This is a genomic window from Microbacterium sp. C5A9 (assembly GCF_022627955.1).
Classification (GTDB): Bacteria; Actinomycetota; Actinomycetes; order Actinomycetales; family Microbacteriaceae; genus Microbacterium.
Window position 1 is genome coordinate 327905 of the sequence record NZ_JABXGD010000004.1, and the last position, 19120, is coordinate 347024.

Here is a 19120-nt window from a genome sequence, read left to right on the forward strand (position 1 = left end):
CGGGCACGCCGCGAGTCCGGGGTAGATTGCCCTTGTGACCACCGCTCTCGACGACGACATCCCCGCGCGCCGGGGAACCTCGCCCGGTCCGGAGCGCGGCGGGGGCGCGACCCTCGCCGACGTCGCGCGACGGGCAGAGGTCTCACGCGCCACCGCTTCGCGCGTCCTCGCGGGACGGGCCGCCGGTAAGTCGGCCAGCCATGCCCGGGTGCTGGCCGCCGCCGAAGAGCTCGGCTACGTCGTCAACGGGCTCGCCCGGTCGATGATGGGCGTCGGCCGCCGCAGCATCGCGTTCGTGTCGAGCATCATGGTCGGCCCCACCTTCGCCACGATGGCCGGCGGCGCCGAAGACGTCGCGACCGCGAACGGTCATCTGTTCACGATGTGCACGACCGGCGGAGACGTCGATCGCGAGGCCGCACTGATCGAGACGCTCAGCGAGCAGCGGGTCGCGGCCGTCCTACTGGTCGGATCGACCCCCGCGACGGAGGAGTTCGAGCAGCGCGCGCAGCGGTATGCGACCACGCTCGCACGTGTGGGCGCCCGGCTGATCCTGTGCGGTCGCGCCGCGCTCCCGCACCACCCGCAGATCGCGTCGATCGACTACGACCACCGCGGCGGAGTGCGCAGCGGGGTGGAGCACCTCGTCGCGCTCGGGCATCGTCGCATCGCCTTCGTCGGCTCGCTCGACGACATGACAACTCCTCACCAGCGCTTCCTCGGCTACCAGGACGGGCTCGCCGACGCCGGCATCGAGTTCGACACCACCCTGGCCGTGCAGAGCGGCAACTCCTCGGATGAGGCGGCCGCCGCCACGGTCGCGTTCGTCGAGAGCCACCCCGAGGTGACGGCGATCGTGTGCCAGACCGACGTCATGGCGGTGGGCGTGTGTCGCGCGCTGCACGAGGCGGGCATCGCGATCCCCGCGCACATCTCGGTCGTCGGCTTCGACGACATGCAGCTCGTCGCCGATCTGACGCCCTCGCTCACGACGGTGCGGGCGCCGTTCCACGACGTCGGCGAGCTCGCCGGGCGCATCGCCGTCGGCGAGGCCTACGACGGCGCCGTGGTGCTGCCGAGCGAGCTCATCGTCCGCGGATCGACCGGCCCCGTGCGGGACTGAGCAGCCCGCAGCGCTGCTGCAGCGCTCCCACGGCACACACAACACGGCGGGCGGTGCGATCGGAGAGTTCCGACCGCACCGCCCGCCTCCGTCGTCAGTACGCGCCGAGATCCTGCCACGGGCCGTTCGGATCGCCGGGCTCCTGGTTCCTCGTCCACCACGTCGCTCGGAACGAATGCCCGTCATGCGCGACGACCTCGCCGCCGCTGTAGACGAACGAGGGCGTCCACGCGCGCACGCCCTCGCCCGCGGCGGCCACCGCGGCGCCCTGCTGCATCCACGAGCCGGTCGCGGTGCTGCCGGGCCTCTCGTTGCTCGTCCACCACTGCGCGGTGTAGACGGAACCGTCGTGCGACACCTCGTCACCCGTGTCGTAGACCGCCGCCGGGTCCCAGGCGGGCACCGCCGGGGCGGTCTCCACCTCGCCGAACACGATGAGCTCGGCCACGTTGAGGATCTGGCCGTTCACGAGCCGGATGTACCGGAACGACGCGTCGTCGGTCACCGCCCACTGCTGCCAGGCGAGCGTCTTCGCGGGAGCCGCCGGCGTCAGTCGCGTCCACGTCTGCAGGTCGTTCGATCCCTCCAGGCGCATGTCCGCGATGCGCGAGGTGCCGTAGCCGTCCTGACGCACGAGCAGCTCCGCGCCGCGGAGCGACACGGTCGTGTCGGGTCCGAAGTCCCACACGTTGCCGTAGGTGCCCGCGTTGAGCCGGGTGTCGGAGTGCGTCGCCGGGTCGCCGTCGAGCATCCTGGCCGTGTACTGCGTCCAGGCGGCATCGGCGACGCCGTCGGGACGCAGCACCGTCGCCTCCCGGAATGCGGAGTCGATGCGGCCGTCGTCGCTCGACAGGAACAGCGTCGATCCGTCGGTCGTGGCGTACACCGTGTCGGCCTGCCGCCCGTCCGGCGTCGTGAAGTCGAGCGCGAACCCGACGCCCGCCCCTGCCGGCGCGCTGCCGGGCAGAGCGGCACGCGCGACCCACCGCCCCGGCTCGGTCGAGGTGACCGAGGCGGGCACGCCGAGCACCGTCACCGTGACGTCCGTCGCGCCGGGGTCGCCGCCGATCGACAGCGTGACCTCGTCACCGGCGACCACGCGCCCGGCGACGGCGTCTGCCGACGACATCGACACCGTCTCCATCGAGCCGACGGCCTCGGTGCGAGCGCCGTCGATGCGGATCTCGGCGATGCTCCAGATTCCCGGATACGCCGGATCCGAGGGCACGCCCGGCTCGTCGACCTGGAACTTCACGAAGCGGAACGCCTGGCCACGCGCCTCGGCGCGCACGTCGACCCACTCCATCGCCGAGTCCTGGCCCGCGTTCGGATGCTCGGTGAGCAGCGTCCACGTGGATCCGTCGTTCGAGCCGTAGACGTTCGTGCCCTCGGCGCGGTTGGGGAACGTGTCCCTCGCCTGGAAGCCGAACCGGTCGGCCTCGACGCGGAACGCCGAGCCGAAGTCGAACACGATGCTCGGCACGCGCTGGTCTCCCCAGCTCGTCTGGTTGTCGCCGTCGGTGACGGCCGTCAGCTGGGCGGCGGTGAGTGGCGCGGCGTTCACGAGCGAACGGTAGTCGAGCGTGCCGTCCGCCAGCACGGGGTTCAGCACCACGAGCCCCGACACGGCCTCGCCGAGACTCTCGAGCAGGGCGGCGAAGGCCGCGGCATCCGCACCCTGCACTCCCTCCTCGGCATCCGCGCGCGCCTCGAGGAACCGCGTCCAGCTGGCCGAGGTGTGGTCCCCGCTCCCGCCGACGCGGCCGACCAGCTCGGCGATCGCCGCCTCGCGGCTCTCGGCGACCGTGATCGTCACGGGCAGGGCGGTCACCGTCGTGCCGTCGGATGCCACGAGGGTCATCTCCGCGGCGCTCGGCTGCGACGGCGTCCAGCGCAGCTCGTCGCCCTGCAGCGTCACCCCTGACGGGGCGTCCTGCAGCGAGAGCGTGACGGTCTCGCCGGCGGCATCCGTCGTCTCCACGGTGCGCGCCCAGGGCTCACCCGCGACGAGCACCGCGTCGAGCGCGGGAGCATCCGTGAACACCGGCGGCGTGAGCACGCCGTTGGCCTGCGCCCGCAGCCCGGCGACGTCGACCTGCGCGTCCGATCCGGTCGCACGCAGGAACAGGATGTTGTCGCCCACCGCCCCGGGAGTCTTCGTGAGCGCCAGATCGAGCCAGACGTAGCGCCACTCGCCACCCGTGTCCGGCACGACGATCTCGGCGAACGGCGTCTCCTCCGCGGTGCGCGATGCCTGCAGCCGCGCGGTGCCGTCACTGCGCACCTGCACGCCGACCAGCGACTGCGCGGCGGCCCGGTCGCCCCAGACCGCACGTCTGATCGCGAGGCTCGCGTCGTCGGCACCGGCGTCGAGCCGGATGAACGCGGCACCGTCGGCGTCCTCGTCGCGGGCGGCACCCGCACCGAGCGGGGTGCCGAAGGTGCGCACCGACAGCTCGGCGCTGGGCGCGAGCGGTGCGACCGACCCGTCGACCTCGGCGAGCTCCTCGGGGAAGGCGACCCAGTACTCGGCGCCGGTGTAGTCGGAGCCGCGGTCGTTCCAGAAGTTCTGCACGCCCGTGCCGTAGTAGTACAGCGGGCCGTCGCGCTGCTCGTAGAGCTCGGCGACGTGGGGCGCCTCGGCGGCGACATCGACGTCGGCCACGTAGCGATACTGCAGGTATGCCTCGCTGAGGGGATCCTGCAGCCGGCCGCGGTAGGCCTGCGAGATCGCGCCGCCCTCGGTCGCCGGGATGTACGGCACCTCCTCGCCCATCATGAAGGCGTAGAACGTGTCCGCGCCGTCGAGGATGCGGTGGTCGAGGAAGTCGTAGGCCGAGACGGCATCTGCGGCTTCCGACACCGTGCCCGAGCTCGGGTCGACCGTCGTCCCCTGCGCGTCGACGATGCGGGCGAGGGCCACGAAGAGGTCGACGTCGCCCTGACCGTGCGCCTGGTCGCGCAGCATCTCCCTGTGCTGCACGAACGCCGCACCGGTGGTGTTGCCTGCGGCGTCGGCGGGGACCTCGCGGAACAGCTGCTTCAGCGAGCCGTTGACGTCGCCGCCGTAGAGGTCGTGCTCGCTCTCGTACCCGGCGTTGACGGTGAACCACTCCACCCGCTCGGCGTAGAGGTCGGCGTCGTCGAGGAAGATCGCCGCCGAGATCATGCCGATCACGCCGTAGAGGTGCTGGTTCCACAGCCGGTTCTTCGAGAAGAGGAACGTGTCGAGCACCGGACGGATCAGGTTGTCCTCGATGCGCTGCTGGTCGGCATCCGTCCACCGCAGGTCGTACCCGTCGAGGTCGGCGTTCGCCGGCTCCGTGCTGCGGATCAGCTCGGCGGCGATCAGCATGTAGTACAGCGGCACGCCGGTGTGGATGTGCGCGTCGGCGAAGTACTCGTACTTGGCCGGGTCGAGGCTGCTCCACGTCCGCAGCCCGTGCAGGGCGTTCGCCCGGTACCGCTCGTCACCCGTGACGACGTATTCGAGCGCCTGGGTCATCACGCCGATGCTGTCGCGCTGCGCCATCGAGCGCATCCCGACGCTCGCGTAGGCGTCGTTCTTCGGGATGTCGACTCCGGGCTGCGCGTTCTCGACGCGGTAGTCGATCGCGGCGTAGCGGGTGTCGACCATCGCGTCGTAGTAGCTCGCCCACGGATCGACCCCGGCGAGCACCTGCGTGCGCATGTTCTCGAGGTTGTCGGCCGTGAAGCCGATGCCCGGGTGCGCGAAGCCGGCATCGCTGACGGTCTCGACGATCTTGGGCACGGAGGCGGCCGAGACGGCTGCGGGTGCGGTCGGGGATGCGCCGGCCGGGGATGCGGTGGCGGGCGGCGCCGCGAGGAGCGCCCCGCTGAGCGCGATCGCGGTGGCGGTCAGGGCACCGACGGTCTTGCGGATACTGCGTCGTTCGATCTTCATCGATCTCTCTTCCGTGACGGCGCCGTCGAGCGACGGCGCGAGGGCATGCACAAGCAGGGACTTCGCGACGGTCAGGGTGTGGTGGGAGTGGCGGGGTCAGTCCTCCCCCGCAGAAGCGGCGTCGTCCGCGAACCGCAGCGAGACGTCGCCGACATCCGTCGACCAGCCGCGACCGTCGAGGTCGTCGACGCGGATGCCGAAGAACAGGCCCGTGAAGCGCAGCCGGTCGCCGTGATCGTCCGACAGCGTCCAGGCGGGATGGACGCCGGGCACATCGACCCAGCCGTCGTCACCGACCTCGGCGACGGCGAAGCGCAGTGCGGGGCCGTCGAGCGTCGCCCGCATCCGCACCGCGCCCGCGGGCACCGCGACCGGTGCGGAGCGGCTGGTGCGCGACCCGTCGCGGCTGACGACGCGCACGTGCCGTCCGTGGTCGGCGTCCCAGCCGAGCTGCAGCCAGATCCAGCCGCTGCGGTCGTACCAGGCGATCACTCCGGCGAGCTCGCGCGTGCTCGTCGGGTCGCCGTCGATCGTGGCCTCGAAGACGGCATGGTGCTCTTCGACCCTGGTCACGATCATCGACTGATCGAAGACCGACGCCGGTGAATGACCGCCGCGCAGCCGCAGCCATCCGGGCCTCGCGGTCAGGTCGGCGACGTCGGGGGCGAGTGCCGCACGCAGGGTCGACCAGCGCCGCGAGTCGATCGCGGGTCCGTCGAAGCGCTCGACGAACCCGCGAGCGGCGGTCGCCTGTGCCGGGTCGCCGTCGATCTCGACCTGCACGGCCGCATGGTGTCCGCCGTGCGCGAGTCGCAGCCATCCCTCGTCGTCGAACACGACCCTCTGCAGGCTGGTCTCGCGCCCGAGGGTGCTGTAGCGCTCGCCGAGATGCAGCGTCGGCCGACTGGCGAGGTGCACCAGCATCCAGTCTCCGCTCGGCGTCTGCACGAGCTCGCCGTGCCCCGCCTTCTGCAGCGGGATGCCCGGCGCATCGCGGCTCGTGAGCACGAACGGCTGCGCGTCGCGCTCGTAGGGGCCGGTGATCTCCCGCGATCGCGCCACCGTGATCGCGTGGTTCCACCCGGTGCCGCCCGCGGCGATCAGCAGGTGATACGCGTCGCCGATGCGATAGAGGTTCGGGCCCTCGACCAGCGTCGGCTCCTGGTGGATCACCGTCGCGGTGCCGGAGGTGCGCTTCTCGTCGGGCAGATACTGCTCCAGCACGAGGCCGCCGAACGACGGATGCTCCGGCCGCTGGTCCCACTGCACCCCGACGATCCAGTGCGTGCCGTCGGTGTCGTGGAAGAACGAGAAGTCGAACCCGCGCGAACCGAGGTGCACCGGCTCGCTCCACGGGCCGTCGATGCTCTCGGCGGTCACGAGGTGGTTGTCGATGTCCTTGTCGTCGCCGTCCATCGACCGCACGACCGAGTACGCGAGCCAGAACAGCCCGTCGGAGTACGACAGGCTCGGGGCCCACACACCGCCCGAATCGGGCACTCCCCGCAGGTCGAAGCCCTCGTCCAGCGCATGCCCGCGGACCGTCCAGTGCACGAGGTCGGTGGAGTGGTGGATGCGCACCGCGGGGTGGAACTCGAAGGTGCTCGTGGCGATGAAGTAGTCGTCGCCGACGCGCAGGATCGACGGGTCGGGGTTGAAGCCCCGCAGGATCGGATTGTCGATCACGCCCATCACACGACCCCCGGCACCCGTTCGAAGCCGATGAACGCCTCGCCCGCGACGAAGCGGGCGACCTCGTCGATCACGTCGCGCCCGAGTCGGTGCAGCTCGTTGCCCGTGGCGCCCGCGATGTGCGGGGTGAGGGTGACGTTGGGCAGGCTCCACAGCTCGTCGTCGGCCGCGAGGGGCTCGGGCTCGGTGACATCGAGGATCGCGTCGATGCGCCCGGATCGCAGATGGGTCCGCAGGGCGTCGTGATCGATCAGCGAGCCGCGTGCGGTGTTGATGAGCACGGCCCCGTCGCGCATGATCGCCAGCTCGTGGGCGCCGATCATGTGCTCGGTCTCGGCCGTGGCCGGTGCGTGCAGCGAGACGATGTCGGACGCGGTGAGCAGCTCGTCGAGCGTCACCTTGAGCCCCCCCAGCGAGAGGACCTCCTCCTCCGAGGCGTACGGGTCGTAGACGAGCACCCGCAGATCGGTCGCCAGCAGCAGCTGAGCCACCCGCCGCCCGATGCGCGAGGCCCCGACCAGGCCCACCGTGCGCCCGTAGTTGCCGGTGTCGAGCAGGTCGGCCTCGCGGTCGACGAATGCCCTGCCCTCGCGGTAGATCTGCTCGGCGTAGCGTGCCCGCTTGCCGGCCAGGACGATCGTCGCCGCCGTGTACTCGGCGACGGCCTGCGCGTTGCCCTCTCCCGCGTTCGTGAACACGATGCCGCGGCGCGTAGCCTCGACCGTGTCGAGCACCGCACTGGCGGTCCCGCCCGCGAAGACGACGGCGCGCAGGTGCGGCATCCGCTCGAGCATCCCGCGGTCGACCCGCGGGCACCCCCAGCCGGCGAGCAGGATCTCGGCGGTGCCGAGCAGATCGGAGGCGTGGTCGCTCGCGAAGTCGGTGAGCACCTCGGCGGGCACGTCGACCAGTCCCGACAGGCGGGCACGGTGGGGTCCGAACAGGTTCTCGGCGAGCGTCGGCGGGTTCATCGCGACGATCGCGCGGGGTCGGGCGTTCACTTCGACAGCTCCTCGATGCTCCAGTCGTCGCGCCAGACGAGTGCGGCGCGACCCTCCTCGACGTGCAGCGGCAGCCAAACCGGGGCGGAGGCCGCCAGGTCGTCGCGATGCCAGCGGTCGCCGATGTAGACGTGCCCGTCGCCGACCGGCAGCACGACGCTCACCTGCGAATCGAACGTGCGGGTGCCCGCCGGCGCGATGTCCTGCCAGGGCGCCCACGGGCCCGCGAGCGCCGGCGCGGTCGAGTACTTGTTGTCGTTGAGATCCCAGCCCGTGAGGTCGGATCCGAACACGTAGTAGAGGCCGTCGTGACGCACGAGCGTCGGCGACTCGTACCCGATCTCGGGACGATCCTGCTGACGCAGCGTCGCGACGATCGACTCGACGCCGCAGTAGTCGTCGCGGAGCCGGTAGATGTGCAGTCCGTTGTCGCGGTCCTCGGAGAGCAGGTACCCGACGCCGTCCTCCTGGTAGACCCCGATGTCGCGGCTGAGGTTGCCGAGCGGACGTTCGCTGCCGAGGTAGTCGTAGGGCCCCTCTGGCCGGTCGGCGATGCCGTATCCGACCCTGGCGTCGGAGTAGTCGGCGCTCTCGATGTGCACGATGAGCACCCAGCGTCCGTCCGGCCGGCGCAGCGCCTTGGGTCGCTCGACGATGCGGTCGGGTGCCAGGTCTCCCGCGCCCGCGGCGAGCGCATCGCCGAGGTACTCCCAGGTCGCGAGGTCGGCCGACCGATAGCAGGCCACCGCGGTGAATCGGTCGCCGGCGGTCTTGTCCTCTCCCCAGGCATACCAGTGCGAGCCGACGCGCTGGACGCCGATGCCGTGCAGCTGCGCGATGCGCCCGCGGTCGTCGGCGAACAGCTCACCGGTGCGGATGGTGCCGCTCATGCACGGTCCTCCCTGACACGGAGCACGCGTGCGCCGAGTCCTGCCGTGGTCGCGATGCGGATGCCGGCGTCGATGCTCTCGACCGCCCAGCCGTCGGCGGCGGGACTCGCGTGCGCGGGGAAGAGGGTCTCGGCCCCGCCCGCACCGGGGATCGTGAAGGAGTTCGGCTCCTCCGACCTGTCCCACACGAAGAGCAGCGCCTGCCCCTGGTCGCGGAGTCCGAGGCAGACGACGTCGTCGTCCCACGCCGGCAGGCCGAGCGGCCAGAACGGCTCGGTCGTCGCCAGCCCGTCGCGCAGCTGCGAGTGCAGGGCGATCGCCTCGGTGACGAGAGCCCGCTGCGATGCGCGCAGCTCGCCCAGGAACCCCGACAGGTAGAGACGTCCGCTGAGGCCGGTGACGAGCGTGAACGCCGTCTCGGCATCCGTCATCCCGACCGCCGGATAGGCCCAGTTGCCCGCCTGCTCCGGAAGGATCGAGGCGGGAGCCGACGCCGCGATCGGCGGATACAGCCGGAAGTCCTGCTGGTCGGTGGTCGACTGCAGATGCGTGCGCGAGAGCAGGGCGTAGTCGGCGCGCATCGCGCCCGATGCGCAGTTCTCGATCAGGAGGCCCGGATGCCGCCGCTGCACGTCGTCGAGCCAGTCGCCGACGGCGCGGATGTGGCCGAGCAGACCGTCTCCGGCTGCGCCCGCCTGCCACTCGGTGCCCGCGCCGGGGTTGATGTTGTAGTCGAGCTTGAGGAAGCTCACGCCGTAGTCGCGCACGAGACGGTCGACCGTCTCGTCGACGTGCGCGCGGGCCGCGGGGTGGCGGAAGTCGAGGTGGTACCGGTCGTGCTCGCGCACGCGCACACCGAACCGGTGGAAGAACGCCTCGTCGGGCAGCGTCTGCGCGACAGTGCTGGTGACACCGACGACCTCGGGCTCGAGCCACAGACCCGAGCGCATGCCTCGGGCGTGGATCTGGTCGATGATGCCGCGCAGCCCGTGCTCGTCGAAGCGGCTCGCGGCCTCCTGCCACTCGCCGACCGTGTCCCACCAGTCCCCGATCGCGGGGTCGGCGAACCAGCCGGCGTCGATGCAGAACACCTCGACCCCCACCTCGGCCGCGGCGGTGATCAGCGGGCGCAGCGCCTCGGACGAGGGCTGCCCCATGAGCGTGTTCATGAAGTCGTTGTAGACGATCGGCAGGTCGGGGCCGTCGACCTGCCGGGCCGCCCGCCGGATCGCCCGGCGGTGCGAGGTCAGCGAGGCGATCGCGCGCTCGAGGCCCTGCGCCGACGCGGCGAGCGCGACCGGGACGGCGGTGAACTCGTCGCCCTGCCCGAGCACGTGGGCGAACTGGTGCTCGAGGTCGGTGGGGCCGAGCAGCGAGAGGGTCAGCCCCTCGAGTCCCTGGCTGAGGTCGACGTGCCAGCCCGCTCCGCTCTCGATCTGCCAGGCGAGGGCCGAGCCGTCCCGGTGCACCAGGGCGCCGACGGGAAGGTGCTCGCCCGTCGACCACGCGCCGTGGCTGGTCAAGGTCGCGTGTCCCCGCCCGTCCTGCGCGTGGATCGGCAGCGACAGCGGGGGCAGCTCGTCTGCGAGGGCGCGGCGATGCCAGCGGTTCTCGGCCAGCCACTCGCTGCGCGCGGTGAGGAGGTCGTACTCCTCCCCCGCGTGCGGGCCCGAGCCGATGCCGACCGTCGCCGAGCTGACGGCGGTGACGACGACCTGTTCCGCCGCGGTGCCGCGCAGCGTGTGCTGCACCCGCACGGCGGTGCCCGACAGGGCGAGCACGCTCGTGACCTCGAGGCCGGTGAGCGCGTCGCGCTGCACGAGCGTGACGGCATCGGCGTCGACATCCGCCCGCGTGAGGCGCAGCCGCGACCCCAGGGCCGAGCGCACGTACGCCTGGCTCGTGCGGGCCCGCTGCTCTGCGGCCGTGAAGATCTCGACGAGCGCTGCGGGGTGGCCGTCGGCGACGGCGAGCGTCACCGGTCCCTCCGAGCCGCCCGCGATCGCGAGTCCACCGATCCGGGCGATCATGCGCCGGCCCTCTCGCGGGCGCTGTCGAAGCCGAGCGTGCGTGCGCAGATCGTGGCCGCCACGGCGGCGAGCGCCGGCGTCGACAGCCAGGCGACCGCACCGACCACCGGCAGCGAGGTGGCGAGCGTCGCGAGCACGGCGAGCAGCAGCCAGACCAGGGCGAGGTGAGGGCGCTGCATCACGATGCGCACGGCGGCGAGCGCGAACGCGGCGCCGCGCAGCGGCGAGTCCGATAGGAACGCCCCCGCCACGACGGTCGCGGCGACGACGGCGGCCACGGCGGCGGCGCCCAGCAGCACACCGGCATCCGCCCCGAGCAGGGCCACGTCGTAGCCGAGCACGAGCACCGCGGCGCTCAGTGCCAGGGCCGAGCCCCCGCGGTGGCGCACGGCATCCGCGAACCTGCGCCAGAAGATCTGCGCCCCGTGCGGTTCCGAATCGAGCAGCGCCGCGGCGGCGCGGATCAGACCGTGCAGGGCCGGAGCGACGGGCAGCACGGCGGCCGCTCCCAGCCAGAGAGCCAGGTGCGTCGACTGCCACCCGACGAGCGCCTGGAACGCGAGCATCGGCACGAGGCACGCCACGAACGACAGCGACACGAGGAAGTACCGGAAGGCGCCCAGCAGCAGCGTCGCGATGATGCCGTCGTAGCCGAGCAGGCGACCGAGGCGCGATGTGACGGTGTGCGACGTGGCGGTGTGCGACGTGGCGGTGCGAGACGTGATGGCGCTCATCCCTTCACCGCCCCGACCGACATGCCCTTGATGAAGTAGCGCTGGAAGGCCGCGAAGATCGCCACCGAGGGGACGATCGCGAGGATCGCGCCCGTGTAGATCAGCTGCCACTGCGAGGTGAGCAGACCCACCATGCGGTTGATCGCCACGTTGATGGTTCCGGCCGACGACGAGTCGAGGAACACGAGCGGGATGAAGAAGTCGTTCCACAGACCGAGCGACTGGATGATCACGAAGGCCGAGGTGACCGGCAGCAGCATCGGGAAGACGATGAGCCAGAACGTGCGCAGCCGCCCGGCACCGTCGACGTGCGCCGCCTCTTCGACCTCGATCGGGATGCCCTTGATGAAGCTGCAGTAGAGCAGGATGCCGAAGCTCGCCGCCCCGCCGAGGTGCACGAGGATCACCGAGAGCAGGGTGCTGTAGAGCCCGACGTCGTCGAACCCCTTCACCAGCGGGATCATGCGCACCTGGAACGGGATCATGAGTCCGGCGATGAACAGCACGTAGAGGAAGCGTGAGGTGCGGCCGCCGACCCGCTCGATGCCGTAGGCCGCCATGGGCACGATGATCACGAGCATCACGACCGTGCCGACCGTGATGATGAGGGTGTTGAGCACCGCCTCGAGGAAGTCGGTCTGCTGGAACAGGGCGACGTAGTTGTCGAAGGCGAAGGAGGTGGGCAGCCCCATCGGGTCCTTCGTGATCTCGGCGTACGAGCGGAAGGAGTTCAGCAGCGCGTAGATCACGGGCGATGCGACGATCAGCACCAGGATGCTGAGCACCGCCATCACGACGATCTCGCCGACCGACCACTTCTTCTTCTCCCGGCGCACGCGCGGAGCCCGGGGGATGCGGGCGATCCCCGAGGGCCGGGCCTCGGGCTCGATCTTCATGGTGACCTGGGTCATCGTCTCGGTCATGCCTGGATCTCCCTCTTGCGCATGTAGGCGTTCGCGGCGACGGTGCTGACGATCACCACGAGGAAGAGCACGACGGCGGCAGCCGATCCGAACCCTGCCCGGTACTCGCCGAAGCCGACCTTGTAGATGAAGAACGCCATGGTCTCGCTCACGAACCCGGGCCCGCCGGAGGTGAGCACGAGCACCTGATCGAAGATCACCCAGCCGGCGATCATCGCGAGCGTCATGTTGACGGTGACGGCGCCGGCGATCATCGGCCACGTCACGTTCCAGAACACCTTCACCCCGCTCGCCCCGTCGATGCGGGCGGCTTCGAGGAGCTCCTGCGGCACGGACTGCAGGTTCGCGAGGTAGATGAGCGTGGTGTTGCCGCCCAGGGTGAAGCAGGTGATGAACAGGATCACCCAGATCACGATGCTGCTGTCGCCCAGCCAGTCGCGCGCCCACTCGGGCAGGCCCATGTCACGGAGCACCGTGTTCACGGAGCCGAAGTTGTAGTTGAGCAGGTACTTCCAGATCGTCGCCATGATGAAGGCGCTGACCAGGGCCGGCAGGTAGACCGCCGTGCGGAAGAAGCCCTGCGCGTGGTTGAGCCTGTCGAGCATGAGCGCCACGGCGAGCGAGATCACGTTGATGACCACCGCCGAGCCGAGTCCCAGGATCAGGGTGTTGCGCACCGCGTTCCAGAAGCGACCGCTCGCGACGATGTCCTCGTAGTTGCGGATGCCGACGTAGTCGTAGCCGTCGCTGATGCCGTCCCAGTCGGTGAGGCTCAGCTGCAGCGTCTGCAGCGACGGCACGATCACCATCAGGAGGTAGATCACCAGGGCGGGCACGACGAAGCCGAGCATCGCCAGGCGTCCCCGCCCGAATCGTGGCCTCACTCTGACCTCGGTGTGTGCACTCATGTTCTCTCCTTGATCGATCACCGCTCGCCGGGAGCCGGGGCGCGGTCCGTCGCGCGCCCCGGCGGTGCGGCTCAGCCGGCTGCGGCGACCTGCGCGTCGAGTTCCGCCTGGACCTTCGCGATCGTCTCGTCGATCGAGGTCTGGCCGTCCTGCATCTCGATGCGCGACTGGCGGAAGAAGGTGTTGACCGAGCTGAAGGTGCTCAGCGTCGGGGCGTTCTCGTACCAGACGAGGTTCGGGTTCTCGAGGAGCGCGAAGAAGTCGCTCGCCCCGGGGATCGTGTCGTTGCGCGTCACCTCGTCGCCCTGGAGGATGTTGGGCGAGATCCAGCCGCTCTCCTCCATGAGGTTCGCGGCGTCCACCGAGTAGAAGTACGTGAGGAACTCGACGGCCGATGCGTACTCGTCCTCGTTCTCGGCCGCCTGCGACGAGATCGCCAGGCCGCCGGCGGTGTCGCCGATGACGCTGTTCTTGAGGACGTTGAGCTTTCCGTCCTCGTCGGGGATGATGAACAGCCCCGCGTCGAAGTCCGGGTCGACCTTGTTGATGTCCATCAGGCGTCCGAGGCCCGCCGACGACGTCGCCATGACCGCCTGCTCGTTCACGAGGAGGGTGGTGGTCTGGGCATCGGCGGTGGACTGCCAGCCCTCGAGCACGTAGTTGTCCATGATGTTCTTGAGCTCTTCGAGCGGAGCCTTGAGGTCGGCGACCGAGGCCTCTCCCGCCGCGGCGGCGTTCCAGAATCCGCCCTCGTCGCTGAACTCGGCGAACGTCGGCGCCGCCAGGGGCTTCCAGAGCTGGTCGGAGGGCCACACCTCGGCGGCCGCGGTGGCGAGCGGCACGTCGCCGTTGGCCTTGATCTCATCGAGCAGGTCGATGAAGTCGTCGTAGGTCTCGGGCACCTCGAGGTCGTGCTCCTCGAAGTAGGTCTTGTTGTAGACGATGTTCATGCCGAGCTCGCCGTTGAGCGCGCTGTACGGCACGGTGTAGACGTTGCCGTCCTCCGCCGGGGCGAAGGCGTCGGGCTCGAGCAGCGCCGTGACCTCGTCGGGCACCGGGGCGAGCTTGCCCGCGTTGACGTAGGTCAGGGTGTCGCGCATGTCGACCACGGCGGGCCAGTTGCCCGTGGCGTCGACGGTCTTGAGGGCCGTGGCGTAATCGGAGCCGGCGGGCAGCGGGTCGAGCTTGACCTCGGTCGTGTCGCTCTGCTCGTTGAAGGCGGCGACGACCTTGTCGACCACGGCGTTCCAGGTCTCGTCGCCGGTCGCGTACAGGAACCGGATGGTGGTCGTCTCGCCCGACTCGGCCGCGTCGTCGCCCGAGCCGCCCGCGCATCCGGCGAGCGCGAGAGCAGAGGTCGCGAGGCCCGCGGTCACCAGCAGGAGGCGGCTGCGTGCCGTCCGCGTCATTGCGTTGTGCATGTGATCTCCCTTGATTCGTGCCGGACTCTCGTCGGCTACACCGACGGTAGCCGACGGGATAGCGGTTTCCAAGCACTTTCTGTAACTAGTTGCACTTTACTCGTGAACTCGGGAGAATCAACCCTGGCGACGTTCGGCGAGCCCGGAATCAGACGGCTACAGCCAGCCCTTGCGCTTGAAGGCCCAGTACAGGCCGAAGCCCATCGCGAGCATGAGGCCGATCGCCATGGGATACCCGAACGCCCAGTGCAGCTCGGGCATGTGATCGAAGTTCATGCCGTAGACGGTGCCGACGAGGGTCGGCGCGAACAGGATCGCCGCCCAGCCCGAGATCTTCTTGACCTCGTCGTTCTGACGGATGCTCAGCTCCGTCATCCGGGTCATCTCCTCGTTCTGGCGCCGTGCGACGATCGTCGATTCGACGGTCAGCGCGTTGTCGAGCACGGTGCGGAACGTGTTCGCGCGCTCCGAGACGCGCAGCGTGTGGTCGAGCACGTCGCGCAGATACCGCTGCAGCTCCTCGTCGACCTGGTACTTGGCCGAGCCGCGCAGCAGCGCGTCGAGCATCCCCGCCAGGGGCTGCACCGCGCGCTGGAAGTCGATGACCTCGCGCCCCAGCTCGTAGATGCGCTGCGTCGCGTCGACGCCGTCTTCGAAGAGCTGGCTCTCGATCTCGTCGATGTCGTTCTCGAGCCCGGCGAGCACCGGCGCGTACTCGTCGACGACCTCGTCGAGGATCGCGTAGAGCACGGCCTCGGGTCCGAGCTTCAGCAGCCCGGGATCCCCCTCGAGACGGCGGCGGACGCGCGCGAGGTCGGGCGACTCCGCGTGCCGGATGGTGACGACGAAGTCCTTGCCGACCAGCACGTGGATCTCGCCGAACTCGACCTCCTCGCTCTCATCGAGGTAGCGGGCCGACCGCAGCACCATGAACAGCACGTCGTCGTAGCGCTCGAGCTTCGATCGCTGATGTCCCGAGAGCGCATCCTCGACGACCAGGGCATGGATGCCGAACTCGTCGGCCACCTCGCGGATCTCCGCCTCACTGGGGCGGTAGAGGCCGATCCAGCTGAGACCGCCGCGCTCGCGCATGACCTCGAACGTCTCGCTGAGGCTGTGGGGATTCGCCGTGCGGACGCCGTCGACGTAGATCGCGTTGTCGATGATCGCCATCGGCGCTCCCTCGATGAGTCGCAGCGGCCCTGCGGCCGCTGCGCGGCGGATCAGCCCTCGGCCGGTGCCGCGGGGGCCACGCAGGGGATCGCTGCATCCGTGATCGCCTGGTGGTACTGCTCGGCCGTGAACGGCAGGCCGAACTCCGGCGCCGTCTGTCCGTCGGCGGCCGGGGCCTTCGACGCGATGGCCGCCAGCTCCCACGCGAGGTTGCCGATGATGTTGCCGCCCGTGGTCGAGTTGTTGAGCGACACCGCCACCGTGAAACCGGTGGTCGGGTCGGCGTAGGCCGCGGTGACGTATCCCGGGGTCCACCCCTGCTGGCCGATCAGCGAGCCGACCACGAGCGCCCCGCCGGTGGCCTGCAGCCACGAGGGAGCACCCTCGTACGCCGGCAGCGGTGCACCGTAGCGATCCGGCTCCTCCTGCGTGCGCAGAGCCTGCCGCGCCTCGGCCTGGGCGTAGCGGCCGAGGTCGTCGATCGTCGACACGACGCCCGAGTCGGTGTAACCCGTGCTCGAGGAGAGCGTGGTGATGTCGATCGGGGCGGCGCAGTCGTACCCGCCCTCGATCTCCGAGAGGTAGTGGCCGTTCATCACCGGGCCGGTCGACGGCGCGGCGGGCGTGGCCCGCGGAAGCGCCGTGGCGTCGAGTCCGAGCGGTTCGGTGACGTACTCCGCGATCAGCTCGGATGCCGTGAGGCCGGTGGCGTGCTCGAGCGCCATGCCGAGCAGCAGGTAGTTCACATCGGACCCGCGGTACGTCGTGTGCGGCACCGTCCGCTCGGCGCCGAGGCCGTACGCCGCGAGCTCCAGCGGAGCCCACACGCGCTCGGGGGTGTTGCGCCAGGCGGCCTGGGCGATCTCCTCCGACGACCCGACGCCGCTCGTGCCGTTGCACAGGTCGAGCAGCGTGATGTTCTCGAGGTCGGGCACGCCGGACACGTAGTCGGGCACCTTGTCGTCGAGCTCGACGATGTCCTCGTCGACCAGCGCGTAAAGCACGTCGCAGGTCATCAGACGGGTCACGTCGCCGATGCGGAACGCCATGTCGGTGCTGATCTCGCCGCCCTCACCACCGGGATCCTGCGTTCCGACGCCGGTGACCCAGCTGCCGCTCCACGGCACCCACACGCCCACGACCGCCCCCGAGGAGCCGGATGCGGCGATCGCGTTGTTGACGGCGTCCGTCATGGCCGCGACGGTGTCGTCGGGCAGCGCGCCGTCGACCTGCTCCGGCGGTGTGTAGCTGAAAGTGGTGTCGCTGGTGCATCCGGTCAGGAAGAGCCCGAGCACGGCGACGCCGGCCGCTGCTGCGCGAAACCTGCGCGACGAGAGAAGCTGCATGAAAGGGTACCCCCGGAAGACGTGTCTCCCGAGTCTAGAACGCCGATCCTGAAAGTCGGCATCGGAGCCCCGCCCGTAGGGTGATCACCATGCCCCATATCTTCGACGCCGAGGTGGTCTCGGCGATCCTGCGCCACATGAACGGCGACCACACCGACGATAATCTGCTCATCGCGCGCGCCTTCTCGCCCGCGGACGGCGGGGAGATCACGGATGCCGTGATGACCGGTCTCGACGGCGAGGCCGGGGTGTGGGACATCACCCGCGACGGCGTGGTGTCGGAGCTGCGGGTCGCCTGGCCGGGCGGCGCGATCTCCGAGCGGCCGGCGGTGCGCCGTGAGGTCGTCGCCCTGTACGACCTCGCCTGCGAGCGACTCGGCGTCGAGCCGCGTCCGCACGGCTGACCGCGCGTCACGGGGAGACCTCTCGTCACGGAGAGACCCCGGACGAAACCGGGGGTTCCGTGTAAGTTAGGTGACCCTTACACTGGGGTCATGTCCGAGATCCTCTCCTTCTCCGCCGCACTTCGCGAGCGTTCGTCGAGCTCGCACTCCCGAAGCGAGGGCGCGGGCTTCATGTCCGACCTGCTGAAGGGCGAAGGATCCCGTGAGGACTACATCTCGCTCGTGGCGCAGCACTACTTCATCTACGACGCGCTCGAGTCGGCCGCCGACCGCATGCGGCACGACCCCGTGGCATCCGTCTTCCTCAGCGACAAGCTGACCCGTCTGCCCGCGCTCGAGGCCGACCTCGAGTTCCTGCTCGGCGCCGACTGGCGCGAGCGGATCGTCGCCCTGCCGACCACGCAGCGCTACGTCGAGCGCATCCGTCAGGTCGGTGCGACCTGGGCCGGCGGCTTCGTCGCCCATCACTACACGCGGTACCTCGGCGACCTGTCGGGCGGCGTCTTCATCGGCCGCGTCATGGCCCGCCACTTCGGCTTCGAGACGAACGGCATCGGCTTCTACCTCTTCGACGACATCGCCGACCCCGCCGCCTTCAAGGACGTCTATCGCGAGCAGCTCGACGCCGCGCCGTGGGACGATGCCGAGCGGGAGCGCGTGATCGACGAGGTACTGCTCGCCTACCGCTTCAACACCGAGCTCTTCGAAGACCTCGATCGCGCACGCGCCGCAGCCGTCGCCTGACCCCGGTCGTCGAGCCTGGTCGTTGAGCGAGGCCGACGAAGTCGACCGAGGCGAAACGCCCCCGCCCCGATGTCGGTGAGCGAGACGCCCCCCGATCGTTGAGCGAGGACGACGAAGTCGCCCGAGACGAAACGCCCCCGCCCCGATGTCGGTGTCCGCGCGTAGCGTCCCTGCATGGGTTACGTCTACATACTCCGCTGCGCCGACGGCACGCTGTACGTCGGCAGCACGCGCGATCTCGACCGGCGACTCGTGCAGCACGAGCAGGGGATGGGCAGCACGTACACCAAGCGCCGCCTCCCGGTGGAGCTCATCTGGAGCGGCGAGTATGCGCGCATCGATGAGGCGTTCGCCTGGGAGAAGCGACTTCAGGGGTGGAGCCATGCGAAGCGGCTGGCGTTCATCGAAGGCGGACTGGATGCCGTGCGGCAATGGAGCGTGGACGAGAGGCTCCGTCGAGCCGCCGCTCGCTGAGCGCTCCACGCGACGCACCACGTTTCGACTCGGACCGCTCCGCGGGCCCCGCTCGACAACCGGGAACATCACGGTCGTTGAGCGAAGACGACGAAGTCGACTGAGACGAAACGTCGCAAGCCGACCCCGAAAACGCACCACGTTCCGTCTCGGGCCGCTCCGCGGGCCCCGCTCAACGACCGGGAACGTCACGGTCGTTGAGCGAAGACGACGAAGTCGACTGAGACGAAACGTCGCAAGCCGATCCCGAAGCGCACCACGTTTCGACTCGGGCCGCTCCGCGGGCCCCGGTCAACGACCGGGAGGATCACGGTCGTTGAGCGAAGACGGGG

The 19120-nt window shown here is 70.1% G+C and carries 15 protein-coding genes; 4 read left to right on the forward strand and 11 right to left on the reverse strand.

From position 1 onward, the window contains the following. Positions 1–34: 34 nt before the first annotated feature. Positions 35–1123: a LacI family DNA-binding transcriptional regulator gene (locus HWD99_RS10185; protein WP_241796134.1), complete on the forward strand. Its 1089-nt coding sequence runs from the start codon at positions 35–37 to the stop codon at positions 1121–1123. 94 nt (positions 1124–1217) lie between these two features. On the opposite strand, the gene HWD99_RS18525 is transcribed toward HWD99_RS10185, so the two are convergent. From HWD99_RS18525 to HWD99_RS10240, 11 genes are all read right to left on the reverse strand, one after another. Continuing rightward, positions 1218–5048 carry a carbohydrate-binding protein gene (locus HWD99_RS18525; protein ID WP_274618139.1) on the reverse strand — a complete coding sequence of 1277 codons (3831 nt, stop codon included), beginning with the start codon at positions 5046–5048 and terminating at the stop codon, positions 1218–1220. Between the two features lie 96 nt (positions 5049–5144). After that, positions 5145–6740: a family 43 glycosylhydrolase gene (locus HWD99_RS10195; RefSeq protein ID WP_241796135.1), complete on the reverse strand. Its 1596-nt coding sequence runs from the start codon at positions 6738–6740 to the stop codon at positions 5145–5147. Continuing rightward, positions 6740–7741: a hydroxyacid dehydrogenase gene (locus HWD99_RS10200; protein WP_241796136.1), complete on the reverse strand. Its 1002-nt coding sequence runs from the start codon at positions 7739–7741 to the stop codon at positions 6740–6742. Before HWD99_RS10200 ends, HWD99_RS10195 begins: the two co-directional genes overlap by 1 nt. Continuing rightward, entirely contained in the window at positions 7738–8631 is an 894-nt protein-coding gene (locus tag HWD99_RS10205) for a family 43 glycosylhydrolase (protein ID WP_241796137.1), read from the reverse strand. Before HWD99_RS10205 ends, HWD99_RS10200 begins: the two co-directional genes overlap by 4 nt. Continuing rightward, positions 8628–10661 (reverse strand): glycoside hydrolase family 36 protein, encoded by a 2034-nt coding sequence (locus HWD99_RS10210; protein WP_241796138.1) that lies wholly within the window; start codon positions 10659–10661, stop codon positions 8628–8630. Before HWD99_RS10210 ends, HWD99_RS10205 begins: the two co-directional genes overlap by 4 nt. Next, a complete protein-coding gene (locus HWD99_RS10215; RefSeq protein ID WP_241796139.1) occupies positions 10658–11395 on the reverse strand; it encodes a hypothetical protein in 738 nt (245 codons plus the stop codon). The genes HWD99_RS10210 and HWD99_RS10215 overlap by 4 nt, the downstream gene beginning before the upstream one ends. Next, positions 11392–12318: a carbohydrate ABC transporter permease gene (locus HWD99_RS10220; RefSeq protein WP_241796140.1), complete on the reverse strand. Its 927-nt coding sequence runs from the start codon at positions 12316–12318 to the stop codon at positions 11392–11394. Before HWD99_RS10220 ends, HWD99_RS10215 begins: the two co-directional genes overlap by 4 nt. After that, the gene (locus HWD99_RS10225; RefSeq protein WP_241796141.1) at positions 12315–13226 is read right to left on the reverse strand and encodes a carbohydrate ABC transporter permease; all 912 of its coding nucleotides are present in this window, start codon (positions 13224–13226) and stop codon (positions 12315–12317) included. The genes HWD99_RS10220 and HWD99_RS10225 overlap by 4 nt, the downstream gene beginning before the upstream one ends. Positions 13227–13297: 71 nt before the next feature. Continuing rightward, positions 13298–14647 carry an ABC transporter substrate-binding protein gene (locus tag HWD99_RS10230; protein WP_241796142.1) on the reverse strand — a complete coding sequence of 450 codons (1350 nt, stop codon included), beginning with the start codon at positions 14645–14647 and terminating at the stop codon, positions 13298–13300. A gap of 156 nt (positions 14648–14803) precedes the next feature. Next, positions 14804–15820 (reverse strand): magnesium/cobalt transporter CorA, encoded by a 1017-nt coding sequence (gene corA, locus HWD99_RS10235; protein WP_241796143.1) that lies wholly within the window; start codon positions 15818–15820, stop codon positions 14804–14806. Positions 15821–15870: 50 nt separating this feature from the next. After that, positions 15871–17166, reverse strand: coding sequence for a serine hydrolase (locus tag HWD99_RS10240; protein ID WP_241796144.1), 1296 nt, complete (start codon positions 17164–17166; stop codon positions 15871–15873). 89 nt (positions 17167–17255) lie between these two features. Between HWD99_RS10240 and HWD99_RS10245 the strand changes: the two genes are divergently transcribed. The 3 genes from HWD99_RS10245 to HWD99_RS10255 all read left to right on the forward strand — a co-directional run bounded on the left by HWD99_RS10245 (position 17256) and on the right by HWD99_RS10255 (position 18788). After that, the gene (locus tag HWD99_RS10245; RefSeq protein WP_241796145.1) at positions 17256–17570 is read left to right on the forward strand and encodes a DUF2470 domain-containing protein; all 315 of its coding nucleotides are present in this window, start codon (positions 17256–17258) and stop codon (positions 17568–17570) included. Between the two features lie 90 nt (positions 17571–17660). Then, positions 17661–18314 carry a heme oxygenase (biliverdin-producing) gene (locus HWD99_RS10250; RefSeq protein ID WP_241796146.1) on the forward strand — a complete coding sequence of 218 codons (654 nt, stop codon included), beginning with the start codon at positions 17661–17663 and terminating at the stop codon, positions 18312–18314. Between the two features lie 174 nt (positions 18315–18488). Then, complete coding sequence (locus HWD99_RS10255) at positions 18489–18788, forward strand: GIY-YIG nuclease family protein (RefSeq protein ID WP_241796147.1); 300 nt, start codon at positions 18489–18491, stop codon at positions 18786–18788. Positions 18789–19120 lie beyond the last annotated feature (332 nt).

What these genes read in the sequence shown, in the direction of transcription:
- HWD99_RS10245 (WP_241796145.1), top strand. Translation starts at nt 17,256, where the DNA reads ATGCCCCATATCTTCGACGCCGAGGTGGTCTCGGCGATCCTGCGCCAC.
- HWD99_RS10230 (WP_241796142.1), bottom strand. Translation starts at nt 14,647, where the DNA reads ATGCACAACGCAATGACGCGGACGGCACGCAGCCGCCTCCTGCTGGTG.
- HWD99_RS10205 (WP_241796137.1), bottom strand. Translation starts at nt 8,631, where the DNA reads ATGAGCGGCACCATCCGCACCGGTGAGCTGTTCGCCGACGACCGCGGG.
- HWD99_RS10210 (WP_241796138.1), bottom strand. Translation starts at nt 10,661, where the DNA reads ATGATCGCCCGGATCGGTGGACTCGCGATCGCGGGCGGCTCGGAGGGA.
- HWD99_RS10220 (WP_241796140.1), bottom strand. Translation starts at nt 12,318, where the DNA reads ATGACCGAGACGATGACCCAGGTCACCATGAAGATCGAGCCCGAGGCC.
- HWD99_RS10240 (WP_241796144.1), bottom strand. Translation starts at nt 17,166, where the DNA reads ATGCAGCTTCTCTCGTCGCGCAGGTTTCGCGCAGCAGCGGCCGGCGTC.
- HWD99_RS10255 (WP_241796147.1), top strand. Translation starts at nt 18,489, where the DNA reads ATGGGTTACGTCTACATACTCCGCTGCGCCGACGGCACGCTGTACGTC.
- corA (WP_241796143.1), bottom strand. Translation starts at nt 15,820, where the DNA reads ATGGCGATCATCGACAACGCGATCTACGTCGACGGCGTCCGCACGGCG.
- HWD99_RS18525 (WP_274618139.1), bottom strand. Translation starts at nt 5,048, where the DNA reads ATGAAGATCGAACGACGCAGTATCCGCAAGACCGTCGGTGCCCTGACC.
- HWD99_RS10215 (WP_241796139.1), bottom strand. Translation starts at nt 11,395, where the DNA reads ATGAGCGCCATCACGTCTCGCACCGCCACGTCGCACACCGCCACGTCG.
- HWD99_RS10250 (WP_241796146.1), top strand. Translation starts at nt 17,661, where the DNA reads ATGTCCGAGATCCTCTCCTTCTCCGCCGCACTTCGCGAGCGTTCGTCG.
- HWD99_RS10225 (WP_241796141.1), bottom strand. Translation starts at nt 13,226, where the DNA reads ATGAGTGCACACACCGAGGTCAGAGTGAGGCCACGATTCGGGCGGGGA.
- HWD99_RS10195 (WP_241796135.1), bottom strand. Translation starts at nt 6,740, where the DNA reads ATGGGCGTGATCGACAATCCGATCCTGCGGGGCTTCAACCCCGACCCG.